Raw genomic sequence first — 21,013 nt, 5'->3', positions numbered from 1 at the left:
AGGTTGGGATGGGGGCAAGCGGCGCTGGCCGGGCCGCCGCGATCGATACGCCGCCTGCCCCCACCCCTGCCCTCCCCCGGAAGGGGAGGGAGAAACGCGAGGTCATTCGAGAGCTTCGCATGCCGCGGCAATGCGTGCACACGCCTCCTCGAGCTGCGCCATCGACGTGGCGTACGAAATGCGGAAGTACGGCGCGAGCCCGAACACGCTGCCCGGCACCACCGCCACTTCGAAATCCTGCAGCAGGTAGTTGCAGAAGTCGCTGTCGGTCTGCAGCAGCGCGCCGCTGCGGGTGCGCCGGCCGAGCAGGCCCGCGCAGCTGGCAAAGGTATAGAAGGCGCCTTCGGGCACGCGGCAATGCAGGCCCGGCGCACGGTTCAAGGCGGCCACGACGAAGTCGCGCCGCGCCTGGAAGTCGTTGCGCCGCTCGGCCACCACCTGCTGCGGCCCCGTGAGCGCCTCGATCGCGGCGGCCTGGCTCACCGACGACGGACACGAGGTCGACTGGCTCTGCACCACCGCCATGGCCGCGATCAGCGCGCGCGGCCCGGCGCCGTAGCCCACGCGCCAGCCGGTCATTGCATAGGCCTTGGACACGCCGTTCACGGTGAGCGTGCGGTCGCGCAGCCGCGGCTCCACGGCCGTGGGCGTGGCGAACGCGTGGCCGTCGTAGAGGATGTGCTCGTAGATGTCGTCGGCCAGCACCCACACCTTGGGATGCCGCAGCAGCACCTCGCACAGCGGCGCGAGCTGCGCCGCGCTGTAAGCCGCGCCACAGGGGTTGGACGGCGAGTTCAGGAAGAGCCAGCGCGTGCGCGGCGTGATGGCCGCCTCGAGCTGCGCGGCATCCAGCCTGAAGCCGTTGGTCTCGCCGCAGGGCACGCTCACCGGCACGCCGCCGCAGATCTGCACGATGTCGGCGTAGGAGGTCCAGTACGGCGCGGGCAGGATCACCTCGTCGCCCGGGTTCAGGCTGGCCATCAGCGCGTTGAAGATCACCTGCTTGGCGCCCGCGCCCACGCTGATTTCATCAAGCGCGAAGTCCAGCGCGTTGTCGCGCCTGAACTTGAGCTGCACCGCGGCCTTCATGGCCGGGCTGCCGTCGAGCACGGTGTAGCGCGTGTCGCCGCGTTCCATGGCGCGGGCCGCGGCGGCGCGGATCGGCTCGGGCGTGTCGAAGTCCGGCTCGCCCGCGCCCAGCACGATCACCGGCCGGCCGGCGCGCTTGAGCGCATTGGCATGGTCGGTGATGCGCAGGATCTCCGACACGCCGATGGCGCGCACGCGCTGCGCGGGCTCGAATGCGGAACCGTGAACAGCGGATGTCACTTCGCGTAGGCCTCCAGCGGCTTGTCGTTGGGCTCGGCAATGAGCTGTTTCAGCGCCGCGCTCATCGGCAGGTTCAGGCTGGTGTTCTTCGGCGGAATCGGCGCGACGAACCACTTGGTGTAGATCTTCTCGAGCTCGCCGCTCTTCATGAGGCGGCGCAGCGCGTCGTCCACCGCGGCCTTGAAGGTGGCATCGTCCTTGCGGAACAGCAGCGCGATGGGCTCGGAGCCCAGCGCATCGCCGACGATGCGGTAGGCCGACGGATTCTTCGCGTTCGCGATGATGCCGGCGAGCAGGTTGTCGTCGAGCACGAAGGCATCGGCGCGGCCCGACTCCATCAGCAAAAAGCTTTCGAGGTGGTCCTTGCCGAGCATGGTGGTGATGGTGGTGTTCTGCGCGCGCTCGCGCTTGCGCAGCAGCTGCACGGCGGTGGTGCCGGTGGAGGCCGACACGGTGCGGCCGGCCAATTGGTCGAGCGAGCTGATGCCCGAATCGACGCGCGTGGCCATGCGCACCTCGCTCACGTAGGTGGTGAGCGCGAACGCCACCTGCTGCTGGCGCGCGGTGTTGTTGGTGGTCGGGCCGCAGCCGATGTCGAGCGTGCCGTTCTGCACCAGCGGGATGGTGTTCTGCGCGGTGACGGCCATGTATTCGAGCTTGGCCTGCGGCGCGATGTCCTTGAGCACGCGCTCGCACAGCTCGACGTGGTAGCCCACGTATTTCTCGTTCGCGCCCAGCATGTAGGCCATGGGCGGCGAGGCTTCGCGCACGCCAAGCACCGCCTTTCCGCTGCTCCTGATCTTGTCGAGCGTGCCGCCGGCCGGGGCCTGCTGCGCGGCAGCGCCGAAGGCGAGCGCGAGCAGCGCGGCAGCGATGGCGAGGGTCTTCAATTGCATCTTCATGGTCTCTGTCTCCTGGTTGTTTTTCTTGGGCACGGCCACCGCCCGGCCGCTGCAGCGGAACGCCGCGCGGCAAGGACAGGAAGGCCGGGGTCGGTCAGTCGTTGATCTCGAAGGTCACGCCTTGGGCAAGCGGCAGTGCGGTCGAGTAGTTGATGGTGTTGGTGGCGCGGCGCATGTACGCCTTCCAGCTGTCGGAGCCGGCTTCGCGGCCGCCGCCGGTTTCCTTCTCGCCGCCGAAGGCGCCGCCGATCTCGGCGCCGCTCGGGCCGATGTTGACGTTGGCAATGCCGCAGTCCGAGCCCGCGCTCGACAGGAAGCGCTCGGCCTCGCGCACGTTGAGCGTGAAGATCGAGGACGACAGGCCCGCGCCCACCGCGTTGTGCCATTCGATGGCGTCGTCCAGCGCGCTGTAGCGCACCACGTAGAGAATGGGTGCGAAGGTTTCGCGCAGCACCGGGCCGTCGTGCGACTTGAGCTCGACCAGCGCCGGGCGCACATAGAAGGCGTCCTTCGTGCCAATGCCCTCCACGCGCTGGCCGCCATGCACCGTGGCGCCGATCTCGCGGCTTTCGCCCAAGGCCTTCTGCATGCCGTCGAAGGCCGCACGGTCGATCAGCGGGCCGACCAGCGTGCCGGCCTCGCGCGGATCGCCCACCTGCACGTTGCCGTACACCTTGGCGAGCTTGGGCACCAGCGCGTCGTACACGCTGTCGTGCACGAACAGCCGGCGCAGCGTGGTGCAACGCTGGCCGGCCGTGCCCATGGCCGAGAACGCGATGGCGCGCAGCGTGAGGTCGAGGTCGGCCGAGGGCGTGACGATGGCCGCGTTGTTGCCGCCGAGTTCGAGGATGGCGCGCGCGAAGCGTGCGGCCAGCTTCGGCCCCACCTGCCGGCCCATCGCGGTGGAGCCCGTGGCCGAAAGGATCGGCACGCGGTGGTCGTCGACCAGCACTTCGCCGATGTCGCGCTGGCCCAGCAGCAGGCCGAGCAGGCCTTCGGGCGCATCGCCGAAGCGTGCAAGGGCGCGCTGCGCAATGGCATGCACGGCCAGAGCCGTGAGCGGCGTTTTTTCGGACGGCTTCCACACCACCGAATCGCCGCACACCAGCGCCAGTGCCGCATTCCACGACCACACGGCCACCGGAAAGTTGAAGGCCGAGATCACGCCGCACACGCCCAGCGGATGCCAGGTTTCCATCATGCGGTGCTCGGCGCGCTCGGTGGCGAGCGTGAGGCCGTAGAGCTGGCGCGAGAGGCCGACCGCGAAGTCGCAGATGTCGATCATTTCCTGCACCTCGCCCGCGCCTTCGGACGGGATCTTGCCGGCCTCGAGCGTGACGAGGCGGCCGAGGTCGGCCTTGGCGGCGCGCAGCTCCTCGCCCAGCAGGCGCACCAGTTCGCCGCGGCGCGGCGCCGGCACGCTGCGCCAGGCCTTGAAGGCCTCGTGCGCCTGGCCGATGGCCGCGGCCGCTTCGGCGGCGGTGGTCTGCCGCACCTGCGCGACCACCTCGCCGGTGACCGGCGAGCGCACCGTGAGTTCGCCGCCGGTATGGGCGGCACCCGGAACGCCGAGGCGCTGCAGCAGCTGCGCGATCTCGGTGGCGACGGAAAGAAAGGCTTGGGCTTCTGGCATGGAGGCTCCGGCGTGGAGAAGAGAGGACAAGACGAAAGGAAGGCGACGCGGCAACAGCTCAATATCTGCGAACAGGGCTTGCTTGCATAGCGAAAAAACGGAAGGACTTGGTGCGTTTCAGGAATGAACTTCCGAAGCGTTCGTGCACTCGGCGCACAAGCAACGCCTTCAGGCCACAGGCCCCGGCGGCTCGGGCAGGCTGATGCGCTGCCCGGCCGGCGAACCCGCGAGGCTCTGCGCCGGCCGCCGCAAGGTGGCGTCGAAAGGATTGATCTTCGGCCCGATGGCCGCCGCCTCGCGCTTGAGCAGCTCGACCACCGTGGGCATGCGGTCGGCATTGAGGCGGTCGGCGATGGTGCCCACGCTGAGCGCGGCCACCGCGCGGCCCTCGCGGTCGAGGATGGGCACGGCCACGCCGGCCATGCCTTCGAGCAGGCCGGTGTTGCGCCCCGCATAGCCGGCCTGGCGCACGCGCTCGATCTCGGTGCGCAGATACACCTCGTCGTACACGCCGTACTCGCGCACGCGCGAGAGATTGAAGCGGATCACCTCTTCGCGCTCCGCCTCGGGCAAAAAGGCCAGGATCGCGAGCGCGCCCTGCCCCACGCCCAGCGCGATGCGCCCGCCAATGTCGCCCGTGAACGAGCGGATGGGAAACGGCCCTTCGCTGCGGTCGAGACAGATCGCGTCGAAGCCGCTGCGCGCCAGCAAGAAGATGCTGTCGCCCAGGCTCGCGCACAGGCGCAGCAGCACCGGGCGGCAGATCGAGCGCAGGTCGCCGGGATTGCCGGCGCTGGCCGCGAGCGCGAAGAAGTCGATGCTCAGCCGGTAGAGCTTGCTGCGCTCGTCCTGCTCGACCATGCCTTCGGCCATGAGCGACTGCAAAAGGCGGTGCGTGGTGGCCTGCGTGAGGCCCACGGACCGTGCAATCTGGGTCACGCGGCCGCCCTCGGCCTGCACCGCGCCGAGTGCGCGGATCACCGAAAAGACGCGCGGCACGCCGCCGCTGGCGGCCGAGGGGGTTTCCATACCTTGCTCCTGTGGAATTCCTGAGATCGATTTTCCACATGATATTCCATTGAATGGAATAAATTTAATAAAGATTCTGATTAATGGAATACCCGAGGCATTCTGGCGCGATCGTTGCAATAGAGTGAATTGAAAGTTCTCTCCTTGCCATGGCATGCACCAAGCTGCTGCACGCCATTTCCCGATCCCGCAGAAAGGCCCTTCATGTCGTTCCTACGGCTCACCGACCTGACCAAGTTCTACGGCGCCACGCGCGCCGTGTCGGCCATGAACCTCACGGTGGAGAAGGGCGAGTTCGTCTCGCTGCTCGGCCCCTCGGGCTGCGGCAAGACCACGACGCTGCAGATGATTGCGGGCTTCGAGCCGGTGTCGAGCGGGCGCATCGAGCTCGCGGGCAAGGACATCACGCATGCCAAGGCCAACACGCGCGGCCTGGGCATCGTGTTCCAGACCTACGCGCTGTTCCCGCACATGACGGTGGCCGACAACGTGAGCTTCGGCCTCGAGATGCGCAAGATGCCCAAGGCCGAGCGCGCTGAACGAGTGAAGCAGGCGCTGGCGCTGGTGCACCTGGAAGCGCACGCCGCGCGCTACCCGCGCGAGCTCTCGGGCGGCCAGCGCCAGCGGGTGGCACTGGCCCGCGCGCTCGTGATCGAGCCGCCGGTGCTGCTGCTGGACGAGCCGCTTTCCAACCTGGACGCCAAGCTGCGCGAGGAAATGCAGTTCGAGCTGCGCCAGATCCAGCGCAAGGTCGGCACCACCACGGTGATGGTCACGCACGACCAGAGCGAAGCCATGTCGATCAGCGACCGCGTGGTGGTGATGGAAGGCGGCTGCGCCACGCAGATCGACCATCCGCACCGCGTGTACGAGCATCCGAGCACGCGCTTCATCTCCACCTTCGTGGGCAAGGCCAACCTGCTGGACGGCCGCGTCACGGCCAGCGGCGCGCGCAGCTGCCAGGTGGCGGTGGGCGCGCTCGCGGTCGAGGTCGACGACAGCGGCTACAAGCCGGGCGATGCGGTGCTGATGAGCGTGCGCCCCGAAAAGCTGCAGCTGGTGGAGGCCGGCCGCGGCCGCCTCGACGGCCGGGTGCTGGAGCGCTTCTTCCTTGGCAGCCAGTGGCTCTACCGCCTGGGCACGCCCGCCGGCGACCTGATGGTGCTGAGCCCCAACGACGGCCGCGACGCGCTCGACGAAGGCCATGCCGCCGGCATCGACTGGCCCGCGCACTGCACGCGCCTGCTGCCGGCCGGCGAGGCGGTGGCCGCATGAAGGGCAAGGCCACGCCCTGGTGGCTGTCGGGGCCCGCGCTGCTGCTGTTCGCGGCCCTGCTGGTGGTGCCGCTCGCGCTCACCGCGGTGCTGTCGTTCAACGTCTACGACCCGGCCACGGGGCCGAAGGCCGGCGAGTTCACGCTCGCGCACTACGCGCAGGTGTTCACCGACTCGTACTACCACGGCATCTTCTGGCGCACCTTCTGGATCTCGGGCCTCGTCACCTTGATCTGCGTGCTGGTCGGCGCGCCCGAAGCCTACGTGCTGAGCCGCATGCGCAACCCGTGGCGCTCGGTGCTGCTGCTGGTGGTGCTGGCACCGCTTTTGGTGTCGGTGGTGGTGCGCGCCTTCGGCTGGAGCATGCTGCTCGGGCCCGAAGGCGCGGTGAACGGGCTGCTGCGGCTGGTGGGCATCGGGCCGGTGAAGATGCTCTACACCGAGACCGCGGTGATCGTCGCGCTGGTCCACGTGATGCTGCCCTTCATGGTGATTCCGGTCTGGACCTCGCTGCAGAAGCTCGACGCGGGCGTGGAGAACGCGGCGCTCTCGCTCAGGGCCTCGCCCTTCACCACGCTGCGCCGCATCGTGCTGCCGCAGGTGATGCCGGGCATTCTCTCGGGCAGCCTGATCGTGTTCGGCCTGGCCGCGAGTTCGTTCGCGATTCCGGGGCTCCTGGGCGGGCGCCGATTGAAGATGGTGGCGACGGTGGTCTACGACGAGTACCTGAGCGAACTCAACTGGCCGCTCGGTGCGGCGGTGGCGCTCACCTTGCTGGTGGCCAACCTCATCGTGATGCTGAGCTACAACCGCCTCGTCGAAGGCCGCTACAAGAAAGCGCTCGGGTGATCCGATGAGCAAGAACGGCCCCCTCGCCCTCGCGTTCAACGCGCTCGTCATCACCTTCATGCTGGCGCCGCTCGTGGTGGTGTGCATCGTCGCGTTCACGCCCGAGAACACGCTGACGATTCCGACCACGCACTTCTCGCTGCGCTGGTTCGAGGCGGTGTTCGCGCATCCCGACTTCATGCAGTCGTTCTGGAACAGCCTGTGGCTTGCGCTGGCCTCGGCCACCATCGCCACGCTGCTCGCGGTGCCGGCCGGCATGGCGATCACGCGCTACGCGTTTCCGGGGCGCGACTTCCTCAACGGCCTGTTCCTCTCGCCGCTGATCATTCCGCACCTGGTGCTGGGCGTGGCCCTGCTGCGCCTCTTTGCGCTGGTGGGCGGCACGGGCAGCTTCGGCTGGCTGGTGATGGCGCATGCGCTGATCGTCACGCCCTACACGCTGCGGCTCGTGGTGGCCGCGCTGGTGGGCTTCGACCGCAGCGCCGAGCAGGCCGCGCTCTCGCTGGGCGCGAGCCAGGCCACGGTGTTCCGGCGCATCACGCTGCCGATGATCCTGCCGGGCGTGACGGGCGGCTGGCTGCTGTCCTTCATCAACAGCTTCGACGAAGTGACGATGTCGATCTTCGTCACCTCGCCCAGCACGGTGACGCTGCCGGTGCGCATGTACATGTATGCCACCGAGTCGATCGATCCGCTGATGGCGGCGGTGTCGGCGCTGATGGTGGCGGTGACGGCCATCGCGATGGTGGTGCTCGACCGCGTCTACGGGCTGGACCGCGTGCTGGTGGGGCGCAGATAGGCAAGCAATGACGACAACCACAACTCCACACGCCCTGCTGCACCGCGTGGCCGAGACCACCGGCCGCGAAGCCGTGCCCTTCACCCTCGACGGCGCAGCCGCGAGCGCACTGGCCGGCGACACGGTGCTCACGGCCGTGCTCACGCAATGCGGCCAACTGCGCCGCAACGAATTCAGCGGCCAGCCGCGCGCGGGCTTCTGCATGATGGGCGCCTGCCAGGACTGCTGGATTTCCACCAGCGAAGGCGAGCGGCTGCGTGCCTGCTCGACCTTCATCGCGCCCGGCATGGCGCTGGTCACAGGAAGGAGCGGCGCATGACGGCGGCCAGCAGGATCCGCCCCGTGGTCGTCGGCGCCGGGCCGGCCGGCGTGCGCGCTGCGCAAACGCTGGTGGCGCACGGCCTGCGGCCCGTGGTGATCGACGAAGCCGCGCGCGCCGGCGGGCAGATCTACCGCCGTCCGCCCGCCAGCCTGGCGCAGCGCAGCGCGCGAACGCTCTACGGCTTCGAGTCGCAGCGCGCCAATGCCGTGCATGCGGCCTTCGATGCACTGCGGGGCCGCATCGACCACCATCCCGACAGCCTCGTGTGGAACGCGCAGGACCATCGGCTCGACGTGATGCACAACCCCACCTGCAGCACCCGCCGCGTGCCCTACAGCCATCTGATCGTGGCGACCGGCGCCACCGACCGCGTGCTGCCCGTGCCGGGCTGGACGCTGCCCGGCGTCTACACGCTGGGCGGCGCACAGGTGGCGCTGAAGTTCCAGGGCTGCGCCATCGGGCAGCGCGTGGTGTTCATGGGCACCGGGCCGCTGCTGTACCTGGTGGCATACCAGTACGCGAAGGCCGGCGTGGAAGTGGCCGCGGTGCTCGACACCGCGCGCTTCGCCGACCAGCTCGCCGCCGCGCCAGCAATGCTGGCGCAGCCTGCGGTATTCGCAAAGGGCGTGTACTACGTGGGCTGGCTGCGCGCGCACGGCGTGCCGCTGCACAGCGGCGTGCGGCCGGTTCGCGTGCTCGGCGACGAAGCGCAGGGCCGCGTCACGGGCGTGGCCTGGCAGGACGGCGGCAGGGACGGTGGCGAAGAGCGCACGCTGGCCTGCGATGCCGTCGGCTTCGGCTACGCGCTGCGCTCCGAAACGCAGCTGGCCGACCTGCTCGGCTGCCGCTTCGAATTCGCGCCGCTGCACCGCGCGCATCTGCCGGTGCGCGATGCGGCGGGCCGCTCGAGCCTCGAAGGTGTGTACCTCGCGGGCGACGGCGCCGGCATCATGGGCGCGGACGCGGCGGAGCAGGCTGGTGAGCGCGCGGCGCTGGCACTGCTCGCGGACAACGGCATGGCAATCGATGCGGCGCGCGCCGCCGAACTCGAACGCAAGCTCGGCAAGCTCGCCGGATTCCGCGAGGGACTCGAACGCGCCTTCCCCGTGCCGCAGGACTGGGCCGCGCATGCCAGCGACGAGCTGGTGGTCTGCCGCTGCGAAAACATCACGGCCGGCACCTTGCGCCAGACCGTCGCCACCACCGGCGCCGACGAGATGAACCGCCTGAAGGCGCTGTCGCGCATCGGCATGGGCCGCTGCCAGGGCCGCATGTGCGGCGCGGCGGCGGCCGAGATCCTCGCGCATGCCACGGGGCTGCCGCTGCAACAGGTGGGCCGGCTGCGCGGGCAGGCACCGATCAAGCCGATTCCGATCCGGCTCGTGTCCGCCGAAGGAGCAGACGCATGAGCCGAGCCGCCATCAAGAAGCTGCAGACCGACGTCGCCATCGTCGGCGGCGGCATCGTCGGCGCTTCGGCCGCGCTGGCCTTGCGCCGCATGGGCCTGGGCGTGGTGCTGCTGGAGCGCGACCTCTGCGGCTCGCGTTCCAGCGGCGTGAACTACGGCGGCGTGCGCCGGCAAGGCCGGCCAGTGAGCCAGCTGCCGCTCGCGCAGCGTGCGCACCGCATCTGGGGCCAGCTGCCCGAGCTGCTGGGCACCGGCGGCGAATACATCCGCTCGGGCCATTTCAAGATCGCGCGCAGCGAATCGGACATGGCCTCGCTCGAGCGCTACCGCGCGCTGAGCAGCGACTTCGACCTGGGTCTCGAACTGATCTCCGCCGCGCGCCTGCGCGAGCAATGTCCCTGGCTCGGGACGCGCGCCGTGGGCGGCTCGCTGTGCGCGGAAGACGGCCAAGCCAATCCGCGCCTCGTGTCGCCGGCCTTCGCGCTCGCAGCGCAGCGCGCGGGCGCGCAGATCTTCGAGCGCCACAAGGTCGACGAGGTGGCGCACGACGGCCAGGCCTTCATGCTGCGCTCGGGCAATGCGCTCGAAGTGCATGCGCCGGCGCTGCTCAACTGCGCGGGCGCCTGGGCCGGATCGATCGCCACCGAGTTCGGCGAAGAGGTGCCGCTGCAATCGGGCCATCCCGCGATGGCCGTGACAGAGCCGCTGCCCTTCTTCATGGACTGGAGCCTTGGCGTGGAGGGCGGCGGCATCTACTGCCGCCAGGTGGCGCGCGGCAATCTCGTGCTGGGCGGCGGCGGCAAGGGCGTGGCGCTCGATGCCGACCGCGCCCGCTCCGACCGCGACGCCATCGCCTCGCTTTCCGCACAGGCGGTCGAGCTGCTGCCCGCGCTGCGCCATGCGCATTTCATCCGCACCTGGAGCGGCACCGAAGGCTACCTGCCCGACCGCCAGCCGGTGCTCGGCCCGAGCCGCACCACGCCCGGCCTGTTCCATGGCTTCGGCTTTTCGGGCGCGGGCTTCCAGGTCGGCCCCGCTGCCGGCGAAGTGCTGGCCGAACTCGTGCGCGACGGCCGCAGCAGCACGCCCATCGAGAGCTTCTCGATCGAACGCTTCACCCCCACCCCACCCTGAAAGGAAAACACCATGTCCCGTTTCCAGAAGATTTTTTCCTTCTTCTCTCTTCGCCGGACCGTGCTCGGTGCGGCGGCGGTGGCCGCGCTCGCGGCCGGCGGCGCGGCCGGCGCGCAGACCAAGACGCTCTACATCGGCATGAACGGCGGCACCATGGAGAAGGCGTACACGCAGTACGTGTTCCCGGCCTTCGAGAAGCTCTACGGCGCCAAGGTGGTGGTGGTGCCGGGCACCTCGTCCGACATCCTCGCGAAGGCGCAGGCCAACAAGGACCGCCCGCAGATGCACGTGATGTTCCTGGACGACGGCATCATGGTGCGCGCCATCGGCATGGGCCTGTGCCAGAAGCAGCGGCCCAACCCGTCGCTGGCCGAGATCTACCCGGCCGCGCGCTTCAAGGACGACATGGCCAGCGGCGTGAGCCTGGGCATGACGGGCCTGGCCTACAACGCGAAGATGTTCAAGGAAAAGGGCTGGGCGCCGCCCACCTCGTGGATGGACCTGGCCGATCCCAAGTACAAGGGCAAGGTGGTGTTCCAGTCGATGTCGTCATCGTCCTTCGGGCTGCACGGCTTTTTGATGTTCAACCGCATCCAGGGCGGCAACGACAAGAACGTGGAGCCCGGCTTCAAGGCCTGGCCCACCACCATCGGCCCGAACGTGCTGGAGTACATCCCGAGCTCGGCCAAGCTGTCGGAGATGGTGCAGACCGGCGAGGCCGCGATCTTCCCGCTCACGCCCACGGCCGTGGCGGCGCTCAAGACCAAGGGCATTCCGGTGGAGTACGCGCCGCCGAAGGAAGGCGCGGTGGTGCTGATGGTGGGCCAGTGCGTGATCGCGAACAACAGCGAACCCGAGCTGTCGCAAAAGCTCGCCGAGTTCCTGCTGAGCCCACTGGCCCAGGCCAACGTGCTTCAGTACGGCGCGCAGATTCCCACCAACCCCAAGGCCCCGGCCGTGGGCGACGGGGTGGCGCAGGTGGCCGACATCAACAAGTGGATGAAGACGGCGGTCACCATCGACTGGGACAGCATCAATGCGAACCGTCCTGCTTGGAATGCGCGTTGGAACAAGACGATCGAGAAGTGATTTGACAGGGGGCTGTCGGGGTGCGCTCCCGCCGATGGGGTACCTTGCTCCGCGAATGTCCCCCGCGCTTCGCGCTCCTCCTTTATTTCGCTGCGCAAGGCACCCCATCAGCGGGAGCGTGTTCAGAGCACCGGTTGATCAGCGATACACCAGCAGCGCGCCCCGGTGCACAGAGCATCGGGTGCTCCCCGCAGCGAAATAAAGGAGGAGGCCGAAGGCCGGGGGACATTCGCGGAGGGGAGTACCCGGTGATCTGTGCACACGCCCTGAACAACAGCGCCAAGAACAAGAGCGCCTCAGCCGTTCGCCTCCAGAATCCACCCCGCAGCCTTCTCGGCCATCATCAAGGTCGGACTGTTCGTATTGCCGCTCGTGATGGTCGGCATCGCGCCCGCATCGACCACGCGCAGCCCCTGCACGCCGCGCACGCGCAGCTTCGAGTCGAGCACCGCCATCGGGTCGCCGTCCGCCCCCATCTTGGTGGTGCCGACCGGATGGAAGATGGTGGTCGCGATGTCGCCGGCCAGGCGCGCCAAGTCTTCGTCGCTCTGGTATTGAACGCCGGGCTTCCATTCTTCCGGCTTGTACTTGGCAAGCGCCGGCTGCGAGGCGATGCGGCGCGTCACGCGCAGCGAATCGGCCGCCACCTTGCGGTCTTCGTCGGTGCTCAGGTAGTTGGGCGCGATGGCGGGCGCATCCTGGAAGCGCGGGCTCTTGATGCGCACGCTGCCGCGGCTCGTGGGGTTGAGGTTGCACACGCTCGCGGTAAAGGCCGGAAAGCTGTGCAGCGGATCGCCGAAGGCATCGAGCGACAGCGGCTGCACGTGGTATTCGAGATTGGGCCATTCATGCTCGGGCGAACTGCGCGTGAACGCGCCCAGCTGCGACGGCGCCATGCTCATCGGCCCGCTGCGCTTCATCAGGTATTCGAGGCCGATCTTCGCCTTGCCGACCATCGACGAGGCCAGCACGTTGAGCGTGGGCGCGCCGTTGATCTTGTAGACCGCGCGGATCTGCAGGTGGTCCTGCAGGTTGGCCCCGACGCCGGGCGCGTCGACCGCCACCTCGATGCCGTGCTGGCGCAGCAGCTCGGCCGGGCCGATGCCCGAGAGCTGCAGGATCTGCGGCGAGCCGATGCTGCCCGCGCACAGCACCACCTCGCGCGTGGCATGGGCGATGACCATCTCGCGGCCGTCCCACACCTGCACGCCGGTGCAGCGCCGGCTACCGTCGGGCTGGGTCTCGACGATCAGCTTGGTGACGTGCGCGTTGACCCACATCTCGAAGTTGGGCCGGCCATAGCAGACCGGCCGCAGGAACGCCTTGGCGGTGTTCCAGCGCCAGCCGTTCTTCTGGTTGACCTGGAAATAGCCGACGCCTTCGTTGCTGCCGCGGTTGAAGTCGGTGCTGTGCGGCACGCCGGCCTGCACCGCGGCCTCGGCGAAGGCGTCGAGGATGTCCCAGCGCAGGCGCTGCTTCTCCACCCGCCATTCGCCGCCGGCGCCGTGCAGTTCGTCGGCGCCGAGGTAGTAGTCCTCGTGCTTCTTGAAATCGGGCAGCACGTTCTGCCAGCGCCAGGCGTCGTCGCCCGTGAGCTGCGCCCACTGGTCGTAGTCGCGCGACTGGCCGCGCATGTAGATCATGCCGTTGATGCTGGAGCAGCCGCCCAGCGTCTTGCCGCGCGGATAGCGCAGCACGCGGCCGTTGAGCCCCGCGTCGGGCTCGGTGCTGTAGAGCCAGTCGGTGCGCGGGTTGCCGATGCAGTAGAGGTAGCCCACCGGAATGTGGATCCAGTGGTAGTCGTCCTTGCGGCCGGCCTCGATCAGCAGCGTGCGCTGCTGCGATTTGCGGGTGAGGCGGTTGCACATCAATGCGCCGGCCGTGCCGCCGCCGATGACGATGTAGTCGAATGTGTTGTCGCTCATGGCGCTGGCTTGTCTCCGGGGGTCGACGGTATTTCTTTTGCTCATGGGCCCGGTGAGGGGCTTCGGCCGCAGTTTCTCCCAAGCCATGCGCAAAAAGCCAATGATTTCGGCGCGGTTGGCATATAAATCGTTCTTATATGACTGCCGCCGCCTTGGACCTCCAGATTCTGCGTGCCTTCGTGCTGGCGGCGCGCGAGGGCAATGTGTCGCGCGCGGCCGAGCGGCTGCACCTGACGCAGCCGGCGGTGAGCCTGCAGCTCAAGCGCCTGGCAGAGGAAACCGGGCTGCAGCTCTTCACGCGCACGCCGCACGGGCTGGCGCTCACAGCCGATGGCGCCGCGCTGCTGCCGCAAGCCGAGCGCGTGCTCGCGGCCGTGGGCGACCTGCAGCAGGCCGCGCGCAACCTGCAGGGCACGGTGCGCGGGGCGTTGCGCATCGGCACCATCCTCGACCCGGAGTTCACCCGGCTCGGCGTTTTCCTGCGCGAGCTGGTGGAGTCGGCCCCGCAGATCGAGACCGAGCTGCGCCACGGCATGAGCGGCACGGTGCTGGCCCAGGTGCTGCGCGGCGAGCTCGACGTGGGCTTCCACCTCGATGCGGACGGGGGCGATGCCGCCACGCCGGCGCCGCTCGCGGCGCGCACGCTCACGCGCTTCACCTACCGCGTGGTCGCGCCCGCGGGCTGGGGCCCGCAGGTGCTGGGCCGCGACTGGAAGGCGCTGGCCGCGCTGCCCTGGCTGGCCACGCCGCCCGAGTCGGCGCACCACCAGCTGCTGGAAAAAGTGTTCGGCCCGCTCGGGCTGTCGCCGCGCCGCGTGGCGTTGGTGGACCAGGAGGCCTCGATGCTCGACCTGCTGAAATCGGGCGTGGGCCTGAGCCTGCTGCGCGACTCGATCGCTATCCGAGAAAGCCAGTCGCACGGCCTCGTGATGGCCGACCGCGTGCAGCTGGACTGCGCGCTGCGCTTCGTCTCGCTGGCGGCGCGGCGCAACGAGCCGGTGATCGCGAGCGCATGGAACGCGCTCGCGCGGGCCTGGAACTGAGCGGAAAAGGGTTACGAATGACCGGCGAAACGGCGTTCCGCCCTACGCGAAGCGGCGCCGCGGCGCACCGGGAATGTCGACTCATCCGGTTACGATGCGCCCTTCCGCACCGCCTCTTTCTTCTTACTTCGCCCCCTACCGCCGCATCATGTCCCTAGCAACCCCGCCTGCCGACGCACCCGCCGCCGACAGCGTGTTGCCCCGCATCGACGAGCGCGAGCAGGACGGCCGCAGCTGGACCGTCGCCAGTGGCCGGTGGACCACGCTGGCCATGTCGTCGCGCAGCGCGTGGCAGGCGCTTTCCAAGGACCTGGCCGGCGCGCCCCCCGCCGACGGCCGCGCCTGGGACCTGCGCCCGATCGAACAGCTCGACCACATCGGCGCGCAGCTGCTGTGGGACCACTGGCGCCACCGCTGGCCGGCCACGCTGGAGCTGTCGCCGCAGCACAAGGCGGTGCTCGACCAGGTGGCGCAGTTCACCGTGGGCACGCCCGAGGAGCCGCCGCCCACGCTGGCCGAGCGGCTGCGGCATTTCTCGCACACCGGTGCGCGCGGGCTGGAGGTGGCGCGCGACTTCGTGGGGCTGATCGGCCAGCTCGCGCTCGACGCCTGCACGCTGCTGCGGGCGCCGCACCGCGGGCCGTGGCGCGATTTCTCGGGGCATCTTTACCAGTTCGGCGCCACCGCGCTGCACATCACGGCGCTGGTGGGCCTGTTGATCGGCGTGGTGCTGGCCTACCTGATCTCGCAGCAGCTGCGCCAGTACGGCGCCGAGGCCTTCGTGGTCAACATCCTCGGGCTGTCGCTGATCCGCGAGCTCGGGCCGGTGCTGGCCGCGGTGCTGATCGCGGGCCGTTCGGGCTCGGCCATCACGGCGCAGATCGGCGTGATGCGCGTGACCGAGGAGCTCGACGCGATGCGCGTGATGGGCATTCCGCACGGCTTCCGGCTGGTGATGCCGCGCGTGATGGCGCTGGCCATCGCAATGCCGCTGATCAGCCTCTGGACCTCGATGGCGGCGCTCCTGGGCGGCATGCTCGCAGCCGACGCCGCGCTCGACATTTCGCCGGCCTACTTTCTCTCGGCGCTGCCGCGCGCGGTGCCGATCTCGAACCTCTGGCTCGCGCTCGCGAAGTCGGCGGTGTTCGGCATTTTGATTGCGCTGATCGGCTGCTACTTCGGCATGAAGGTCAAGCCCAACACCGAGAGCCTGGGCCGCGGCACCACCTCGTCGGTGGTGACCTCGATCACCGCGGTGATCCTGGTCGACGCACTGTTCGCGGTGCTGTTCAAGGGCGTGGGGTTCCGGGCATGAACGACTCTTCGGTCGTCGTCGACATCCGCAAGCTCTGGACGGTGTTCAAGAGCGCCGACGGCGAGGTCGTGGTGCACCGCGACCTCGAGCTGCGCATCGAGCGCGGCGAGGTGCTGTCGCTGGTGGGCGGCTCGGGCACCGGCAAGACGGTGCTGCTGCGCCAGATCCTCGGGCTCGAGAAGCCGACCAAGGGCACGGTCGAGGTGCTGGGCCAGGCGCCCGGCGAACTCAGCGCCAAGGGCGCGGCCAACGTGGGCATGCTGTTCCAGCACGGCGCGCTGTTCTCGGCCTTCAGCGTGCTCGAGAACATCGCCTTTCCGCTGCGCGAACTCAAGCTGCTGCCCGACGAGCTGATCCGCAACGCGGCGCTGGTCAAGCTGCAGATGGTGGGCCTGGAGCCGCGGCATGCCAACATGAGCCCGGCCGACCTCTCGGGCGGCATGATCAAGCGCGTGGCGCTGGCGCGCGCGCTCATCATGGACCCGCCGCTGCTGCTCCTGGACGAACCCACCGCGGGCCTGGACCCCGAGGCCTCCGACAGTTTCTGCGACCTGCTGCGCGGCCTGCACCGCGAGCTGGGCCTGACGGTGGTGATGGTCACGCACGACCTGGACACCCTGTTCGACCTGAGCACCCGCATCGCGGTGCTGGCCGACCACAAGGTCATCGTCAGCGGCTCGGCGCGCGAGGTGATCGCCTATCCGCATCCGTTCATCCACGAATATTTCCTGGGCGGGCGCGGCCAGCGCGCGCTGGAGGCCCTGCATGACAAACCCGCCAACGCCGCGCCGGCCCCCGCCGGCGCGGCCCGCTGAAAGGTAGCCACACCATGGAAAACAAAGCCCATGCCATCGCCGCCGGCGCCTTCGTGCTCGGCCTCATCGCCGTGCTCGTGGGGCTGGTGGTCTGGTTCACGCGCGACAGCACCGTGCGCAACACCTACGAACTCTCCACGCGCGACCCGGTCAGCGGGCTGCAGCCGCAGGCCATGGTGCGCTACCGCGGCATCGCGGTCGGCAAGGTGACCTCGATCGACTTCGACCCCAAGACCAAGGGCAACGTGCGCGTGCGCATCACGGTCGACCAGCGCGTGCCGCTCACCACCTCGAGCTTTGCCACGCTGAGCTACCAGGGCGTGACCGGCCTGGCCTTCATCGCGCTGGACGACAAGGGCGAATCGAACGTGGCGCTCGCGCCCAACAACGAGGATCCGCCGCGCATTCCGCTCAAGCCCTCGATGCTGGCGCAGCTGCAGGACCGCGGCGAAGCCATCGTCAACCAGGTCGACGAGGCGACCAAGCGCGCCAACCAGCTGCTGAGCGACGACAACCAGAAGCGCGCGGCCGATGCGCTGGAGAACATCGCGGCGGCCTCGGCCAGCGCCAACACGCTGCTCAAGCAGCTCGACAACACGGTGAAGACCGGGCTGAACCCGGCGCTGGCGGCGCTGCCCAACACGCTGTCTTCGGTGAAGACCGCGGCCGGCGACGTCTCGCGCGTGGCCAACAACTTCAACACCACCGTGGGCCGGCTCAACGCGCCCGATGGCCCGATCGAGCGGCTGAGCGAGGGCACCAAGGCGCTCGCGCAATCGGTCGATTCGTTCAACGCCGCCACGCTGCCGCGCGTGAACCGCGTGGCCGACGACACCTCGCGCGCGGTGCGCCGGCTCGGCCGCGCGGCCGACAGCATCAACGACAACCCGCAGTCGCTGCTGTTCGGCAACGGCGGCACCGCTGCCGGGCCCGGCGAGCCCGGTTTTTCGGCGCCGCCCTCCACCCATTCGCTGGCACGTCCCTGAACGTGATGATGACCATGATGAAGAAGAACGCCATCCTTCGCCTCCCTCCGCGCCTGGCCGCCTGCGCCGGCCTTACGCTGCTGCTTGCGGGCTGCAGCGCCCTGCCCGACAAGCCCGCGCGCGCCACGCTGTACGACTTCGGACCCGGGCCGGCCGCGCCGGCCCCAGCCGCCAACCCGCCCGCGGCCGCGCTGCCCACGCTCGCGCTGGCCGAGATCGAGAGCAACACGCGGCTCGACAGCACGCAGATCCTCTACCGGCTCGGCTATGCCGATGCCAACGAGCTGCGCCCCTACGGCCAGTCGCGCTGGAGCCTGGCGCCGGCGCAGCTGCTGCGCCAGCGGCTGCGCGAGGCGCTCGCCGAGCGGCGCACCGTGCTCGGCCCGGAAGAAAGCGCGACCATTGCGCGCGCCGAGGGCAAGGTGCCCGACACGCTGCGCATCTCGCTCGACGAGTTCAGCCACTACTTCGAATCGGCCAGCAGCAGCGCCGGCCTGGTGCGCCTGCGCGCCACGCTGATCCGCGGCACCACCGGCGGCGACCGCGTGCTGGGCCAGCGCAGCTTCACCGTGCGCCGCCCCGCGCCGAGCGCCGATGCACCCGGCGGCGTCAAGGCGCTGGCCGCGGCCACCGACGCGGCCGTGGCCGAGGTCGTGCAGTGGGTGGACCAGCTGCCGCGGCAGTAAGCTCGGCTCGAAGCGCTTTTTTCCACCAACGGAGGAGACCCACCATGAACGCCACACGCATCATCGGCATCCTGCTCATCGTCGCGGGCATCGCGGGCCTCGGCCTCGGCGGCTTCAGCTTCACGAAGGAAACGCACCAGGCCAAGCTGGGGCCGCTGGAGTTCTCGGTGAAGGAAAAGCAGCAGGTCAACTTCCCGGCCTGGGCCAGCGTGGCCGCCATCGTGGTGGGCGGGGCGCTGGTGCTGCTCGGGGGCAAGAAGGGCTGAGCGCGAGCCCTCAGCCGCCGATCCCCGCCAGGAGCCGCGGCAGAAGAACCTCCGCCGCGCCGCGCAGGACCACCGCCGCCGCCGCGTCCAGTTGCGGCAGCGGCTCCATGTTGAGCGTGATCAGCCGCGCGCCGCGCGACATCGCCAGCTGCGGCAGCTCGGCCGCCGGGTAGACCACCGCCGTGCTGCCGACCACCATGAACACGTCCGATTCCTGCGCCGCCACCTGGGCGTCGTGCAGCACGCCTGGGTTCAGCATCTCGCCGAACATCACGACGTCGGGCCGGGCGCGCGAGGCGCAGCGCATGCAGCGGTGAAAGGGCCAGGGCCCGCGGCGGTTGCCGCAGTGGTCGCAGCGCCAGCGGCGCAGCGAGCCGTGCAGTTCGAGCACGTCCAGCCCGCCCGCGATCGAGAGCAGGCCGTCGACGTTCTGCGTGATGAGCCGCGTGGCGGGGCGCAGCCGCTGCAGCAGTGCGAGCGCCGCATGGCCGGGGTTCGGCTGCGCGGCCTCGACGGTGGAAAGCCGCCGGGCCCAGAAGCGGGTGAAGCCCTTGGGGTCGCGCTGCAGGTCTTCGGCGTGGGAGAACTGCAGCGCGTTCTGGTTCATCCAGAGGCCGTCGGCGTCGCGGTAGGTCGGAATGCCCGAAGCCTTGGACAGCCCCGCGCCCGACAGCACGGCGATGCGCCGGGCGCCGCCCAGCAGGGCAATGGCGGATTCGACGGGCGGTGTGGAAGAAGAAGCGGTGCCCAGGCTGCTCATGGATCCAGCGGTGCGGAAGCCTTTCTTCCGGCAGACGTTGCGCCCAGCCGCGCGGACACCGTGCCCGCGCAGGCCTTGAGCGCGCGTGCGATTTCGCCGTCCCAGGCGGTGTCGAAGATGGCGGCCGGGCCGATGGCCGTGACCGACAGCACGATGGCGCCCGTGTGGTCGAACACCGGCGCCGCCATGGCGCTCACGCCCTCGATCACCTCGCCTTCGGAGCGGCTGATGCCGTGCGTGCGCACTTCCTGCAGCTGGCGCTCGAATTCGCCCCACGAAGGCAGCGGCGGCTGCGGCGGCATGCCGGCCGCGGGCGGCTCTTCGCCGGCCTTGCGCTGCTTCTGGCGCTGGCGCTCGGCGTCGAGCAGCTGCCGCACCGCATCGGCCTGCAGGTAGGCGGCAAAGACCCGGCCCGAGGCCGTGTTGGTGAGCGAGAACACCGTGCCGTGCCGCATGTTCACGTGCACCGGCGACGGCGATTCGGCCGTGCGCACGATGGTGGCGCCGCGCGCGCCCCAGACCGCGAGCGCCACCGTGTGGCCGATGCGCTGCGCCACCTCGGCGATCAGCGGCGTCGCAATGTGCACCGGGTCGGCCTGCTGCAGGCTGATGAGCCCCAGTTGCAAGGCCAGCGGGCCGAGCAGATAGTGGCCGCTGGCGCGGTCCTGCTCGATCAGACCGAGCCGCCCGAAGCTCACCATGTAGGGATGGGCCTTGGCGGCCGTCATGTCGGCTTCGCGCGCCAGGTCTTTCAGCGCCATCGGCCGGCCGTGGTGCACCAGCGCGCGCAGCAGCTGGCCACCCACTTCGATGCTCTGGATGCCGCGCTGGGCGGCGCGGTCGTTGTCATTGGCTGCCATGGCCCGCCTTGGCGTCTGGTTGTTCGTTCATGAAGAAGGGATTAGACATGAACTGATCTCGGGCTTACACTCCAGGAATTCGTTAACCGCAAATTCATTTGCTTTAGACGAACTCAAATTTCGATCCACCCGACGGAGACACACGATGAGCCAAGCCAAGAAGTTCGCCAGCCAGGCCGACATGGAAGAGAAGAAGATCACCTTCAGCCAGATCTCGGAACACGCCTGGGCCTACACGGCCGAGGGCGACCCCAACACCGGCATCGTGATCGGCGACGATTGCGTGCTGGTGGCCGACACCCAGGCCACGCCCGCCATGGCGGCCGACGTGGTGCGCCGCATCCGCGAGGTGACCGACAAGCCCATCAAGTACGTGGTGCTCACGCACTACCACGCGGTGCGCGTGCTGGGCGCGGCCGGCTACGGTGCCGAGCACATCCTGGCCAGCCAGGACACGCGCGACCTGATCGTGGAGCGCGGCGAACAGGACAAGGCCAGCGAGATCGGCCGCTTCCCGCGCCTGTTCCAGAACGTCGAGACGGTGCCGCCGGGCCTGACCTGGCCCACCATGACCTTCACCGGCAAGATG

The 21,013-nt window shown here is 69.3% G+C and carries 21 protein-coding genes; 14 read left to right on the top strand and 7 right to left on the bottom strand.

The window, feature by feature from the left end:
- Positions 1-102: 102 nt before the first annotated feature.
- From AC1DSC_RS31995 to AC1DSC_RS31980, 4 genes are all read right to left on the bottom strand, one after another.
- Positions 103-1,329, bottom strand: a complete 1,227-nt coding sequence (locus AC1DSC_RS31995) for a pyridoxal phosphate-dependent aminotransferase (RefSeq protein WP_436287161.1) — start codon at positions 1,327-1,329, stop codon at positions 103-105.
- On the bottom strand, positions 1,326-2,231 hold the full coding sequence (locus AC1DSC_RS31990; protein WP_027729779.1) for an amino acid ABC transporter substrate-binding protein: 906 nt from the start codon (positions 2,229-2,231) through the stop codon (positions 1,326-1,328). Before AC1DSC_RS31990 ends, AC1DSC_RS31995 begins: the two co-directional genes overlap by 4 nt.
- Before the next feature lie 94 nt (positions 2,232-2,325).
- Entirely contained in the window at positions 2,326-3,864 is a 1,539-nt protein-coding gene (amaB, locus tag AC1DSC_RS31985; RefSeq protein WP_012745473.1) for an L-piperidine-6-carboxylate dehydrogenase, read from the bottom strand.
- Between the two features lie 168 nt (positions 3,865-4,032).
- Entirely contained in the window at positions 4,033-4,893 is an 861-nt protein-coding gene (locus AC1DSC_RS31980) for an IclR family transcriptional regulator (protein ID WP_436287160.1), read from the bottom strand.
- Between the two features lie 204 nt (positions 4,894-5,097).
- Between AC1DSC_RS31980 and AC1DSC_RS31975 the strand changes: the two genes are divergently transcribed.
- From AC1DSC_RS31975 to AC1DSC_RS31945, 7 genes are read left to right on the top strand one after another with little or no spacing between them, the layout of a single operon-like run.
- On the top strand, positions 5,098-6,168 hold the full coding sequence (locus AC1DSC_RS31975) for an ABC transporter ATP-binding protein (RefSeq protein WP_436287159.1): 1,071 nt from the start codon (positions 5,098-5,100) through the stop codon (positions 6,166-6,168).
- On the top strand, positions 6,165-7,016 hold the full coding sequence (locus AC1DSC_RS31970) for an ABC transporter permease (RefSeq protein ID WP_018903904.1): 852 nt from the start codon (positions 6,165-6,167) through the stop codon (positions 7,014-7,016). The genes AC1DSC_RS31975 and AC1DSC_RS31970 overlap by 4 nt, the downstream gene beginning before the upstream one ends.
- 4 nt (positions 7,017-7,020) lie before the next feature.
- Positions 7,021-7,815, top strand: a complete 795-nt coding sequence (locus tag AC1DSC_RS31965) for an ABC transporter permease (protein WP_027729783.1) — start codon at positions 7,021-7,023, stop codon at positions 7,813-7,815.
- A gap of 7 nt (positions 7,816-7,822) precedes the next feature.
- Positions 7,823-8,134, top strand: a complete 312-nt coding sequence (locus AC1DSC_RS31960; RefSeq protein WP_436287158.1) for a (2Fe-2S)-binding protein — start codon at positions 7,823-7,825, stop codon at positions 8,132-8,134.
- Positions 8,131-9,546 carry an FAD/NAD(P)-dependent oxidoreductase gene (locus AC1DSC_RS31955; protein WP_436287157.1) on the top strand — a complete coding sequence of 472 codons (1,416 nt, stop codon included), beginning with the start codon at positions 8,131-8,133 and terminating at the stop codon, positions 9,544-9,546. Before AC1DSC_RS31960 ends, AC1DSC_RS31955 begins: the two co-directional genes overlap by 4 nt.
- Positions 9,543-10,679, top strand: coding sequence for an NAD(P)/FAD-dependent oxidoreductase (locus AC1DSC_RS31950; protein ID WP_436287156.1), 1,137 nt, complete (start codon positions 9,543-9,545; stop codon positions 10,677-10,679). Before AC1DSC_RS31955 ends, AC1DSC_RS31950 begins: the two co-directional genes overlap by 4 nt.
- A gap of 12 nt (positions 10,680-10,691) precedes the next feature.
- Positions 10,692-11,768, top strand: a complete 1,077-nt coding sequence (locus AC1DSC_RS31945) for an ABC transporter substrate-binding protein (RefSeq protein WP_012745465.1) — start codon at positions 10,692-10,694, stop codon at positions 11,766-11,768.
- A gap of 296 nt (positions 11,769-12,064) precedes the next feature.
- On the opposite strand, the gene AC1DSC_RS31940 is transcribed toward AC1DSC_RS31945, so the two are convergent.
- A complete protein-coding gene (locus AC1DSC_RS31940) occupies positions 12,065-13,693 on the bottom strand; it encodes a GMC family oxidoreductase (protein ID WP_436287155.1) in 1,629 nt (542 codons plus the stop codon).
- A gap of 137 nt (positions 13,694-13,830) precedes the next feature.
- Here AC1DSC_RS31940 and AC1DSC_RS31935 point away from each other — a divergent pair, with 137 nt between their 5' ends.
- From AC1DSC_RS31935 to AC1DSC_RS31910, 6 genes are all read left to right on the top strand, one after another.
- Positions 13,831-14,736: a LysR family transcriptional regulator gene (locus AC1DSC_RS31935; RefSeq protein ID WP_012745463.1), complete on the top strand. Its 906-nt coding sequence runs from the start codon at positions 13,831-13,833 to the stop codon at positions 14,734-14,736.
- A gap of 148 nt (positions 14,737-14,884) precedes the next feature.
- A complete protein-coding gene (locus AC1DSC_RS31930; protein ID WP_012745462.1) occupies positions 14,885-16,051 on the top strand; it encodes an MlaE family ABC transporter permease in 1,167 nt (388 codons plus the stop codon).
- Positions 16,048-16,866: an ABC transporter ATP-binding protein gene (locus AC1DSC_RS31925; protein ID WP_012745461.1), complete on the top strand. Its 819-nt coding sequence runs from the start codon at positions 16,048-16,050 to the stop codon at positions 16,864-16,866. Before AC1DSC_RS31930 ends, AC1DSC_RS31925 begins: the two co-directional genes overlap by 4 nt.
- 14 nt (positions 16,867-16,880) lie before the next feature.
- Positions 16,881-17,852, top strand: coding sequence for an MlaD family protein (locus AC1DSC_RS31920; protein WP_012745460.1), 972 nt, complete (start codon positions 16,881-16,883; stop codon positions 17,850-17,852).
- Positions 17,853-17,866: 14 nt separating this feature from the next.
- On the top strand, positions 17,867-18,538 hold the full coding sequence (locus AC1DSC_RS31915; protein WP_436287154.1) for an ABC-type transport auxiliary lipoprotein family protein: 672 nt from the start codon (positions 17,867-17,869) through the stop codon (positions 18,536-18,538).
- 44 nt (positions 18,539-18,582) lie between these two features.
- Positions 18,583-18,804 (top strand): hypothetical protein, encoded by a 222-nt coding sequence (locus AC1DSC_RS31910; protein WP_012745458.1) that lies wholly within the window; start codon positions 18,583-18,585, stop codon positions 18,802-18,804.
- A gap of 10 nt (positions 18,805-18,814) precedes the next feature.
- Here AC1DSC_RS31910 and AC1DSC_RS31905 read toward each other — a convergent pair whose 3' ends face one another.
- Both AC1DSC_RS31905 and AC1DSC_RS31900 read right to left on the bottom strand, forming a co-directional pair.
- A complete protein-coding gene (locus tag AC1DSC_RS31905; RefSeq protein WP_027730062.1) occupies positions 18,815-19,564 on the bottom strand; it encodes an SIR2 family NAD-dependent protein deacylase in 750 nt (249 codons plus the stop codon).
- Positions 19,561-20,424 (bottom strand): IclR family transcriptional regulator, encoded by an 864-nt coding sequence (locus tag AC1DSC_RS31900; protein WP_436287153.1) that lies wholly within the window; start codon positions 20,422-20,424, stop codon positions 19,561-19,563. The genes AC1DSC_RS31905 and AC1DSC_RS31900 overlap by 4 nt, the downstream gene beginning before the upstream one ends.
- A gap of 145 nt (positions 20,425-20,569) precedes the next feature.
- On the opposite strand from AC1DSC_RS31900, the gene AC1DSC_RS31895 reads away from it, so the two are divergent.
- Positions 20,570-21,013, top strand: a 444-nt coding sequence (locus AC1DSC_RS31895) for an MBL fold metallo-hydrolase (RefSeq protein ID WP_478132030.1), incomplete at its 3' end; no start/stop codon positions are given.

This window comes from Variovorax sp. 01N425 (assembly GCF_056399465.1).
Note: the sequence above shows the minus strand (reverse complement) of the source record. Positions and strands in the feature narration are given on the sequence as shown.

Bases quoted from the DNA above. Each gene is read 5' to 3' on its own strand.
- AC1DSC_RS31930 (WP_012745462.1), top strand. From the start codon at position 14,885: ATGTCCCTAGCAACCCCGCCTGCCGACGCACCCGCCGCCGACAGCGTG.
- AC1DSC_RS31950 (WP_436287156.1), top strand. From the start codon at position 9,543: ATGAGCCGAGCCGCCATCAAGAAGCTGCAGACCGACGTCGCCATCGTC.
- AC1DSC_RS31900 (WP_436287153.1), bottom strand. From the start codon at position 20,424: ATGGCAGCCAATGACAACGACCGCGCCGCCCAGCGCGGCATCCAGAGC.
- AC1DSC_RS31945 (WP_012745465.1), top strand. From the start codon at position 10,692: ATGTCCCGTTTCCAGAAGATTTTTTCCTTCTTCTCTCTTCGCCGGACC.
- AC1DSC_RS31980 (WP_436287160.1), bottom strand. From the start codon at position 4,893: ATGGAAACCCCCTCGGCCGCCAGCGGCGGCGTGCCGCGCGTCTTTTCG.
- AC1DSC_RS31905 (WP_027730062.1), bottom strand. From the start codon at position 19,564: ATGAGCAGCCTGGGCACCGCTTCTTCTTCCACACCGCCCGTCGAATCC.
- AC1DSC_RS31990 (WP_027729779.1), bottom strand. From the start codon at position 2,231: ATGAAGATGCAATTGAAGACCCTCGCCATCGCTGCCGCGCTGCTCGCG.
- AC1DSC_RS31970 (WP_018903904.1), top strand. From the start codon at position 6,165: ATGAAGGGCAAGGCCACGCCCTGGTGGCTGTCGGGGCCCGCGCTGCTG.
- AC1DSC_RS31965 (WP_027729783.1), top strand. From the start codon at position 7,021: ATGAGCAAGAACGGCCCCCTCGCCCTCGCGTTCAACGCGCTCGTCATC.
- AC1DSC_RS31910 (WP_012745458.1), top strand. From the start codon at position 18,583: ATGAACGCCACACGCATCATCGGCATCCTGCTCATCGTCGCGGGCATC.
- AC1DSC_RS31955 (WP_436287157.1), top strand. From the start codon at position 8,131: ATGACGGCGGCCAGCAGGATCCGCCCCGTGGTCGTCGGCGCCGGGCCG.
- AC1DSC_RS31925 (WP_012745461.1), top strand. From the start codon at position 16,048: ATGAACGACTCTTCGGTCGTCGTCGACATCCGCAAGCTCTGGACGGTG.
- amaB (WP_012745473.1), bottom strand. From the start codon at position 3,864: ATGCCAGAAGCCCAAGCCTTTCTTTCCGTCGCCACCGAGATCGCGCAG.
- AC1DSC_RS31960 (WP_436287158.1), top strand. From the start codon at position 7,823: ATGACGACAACCACAACTCCACACGCCCTGCTGCACCGCGTGGCCGAG.
- AC1DSC_RS31975 (WP_436287159.1), top strand. From the start codon at position 5,098: ATGTCGTTCCTACGGCTCACCGACCTGACCAAGTTCTACGGCGCCACG.
- AC1DSC_RS31920 (WP_012745460.1), top strand. From the start codon at position 16,881: ATGGAAAACAAAGCCCATGCCATCGCCGCCGGCGCCTTCGTGCTCGGC.
- AC1DSC_RS31940 (WP_436287155.1), bottom strand. From the start codon at position 13,693: ATGAGCGACAACACATTCGACTACATCGTCATCGGCGGCGGCACGGCC.
- AC1DSC_RS31935 (WP_012745463.1), top strand. From the start codon at position 13,831: ATGACTGCCGCCGCCTTGGACCTCCAGATTCTGCGTGCCTTCGTGCTG.
- AC1DSC_RS31915 (WP_436287154.1), top strand. From the start codon at position 17,867: ATGATGAAGAAGAACGCCATCCTTCGCCTCCCTCCGCGCCTGGCCGCC.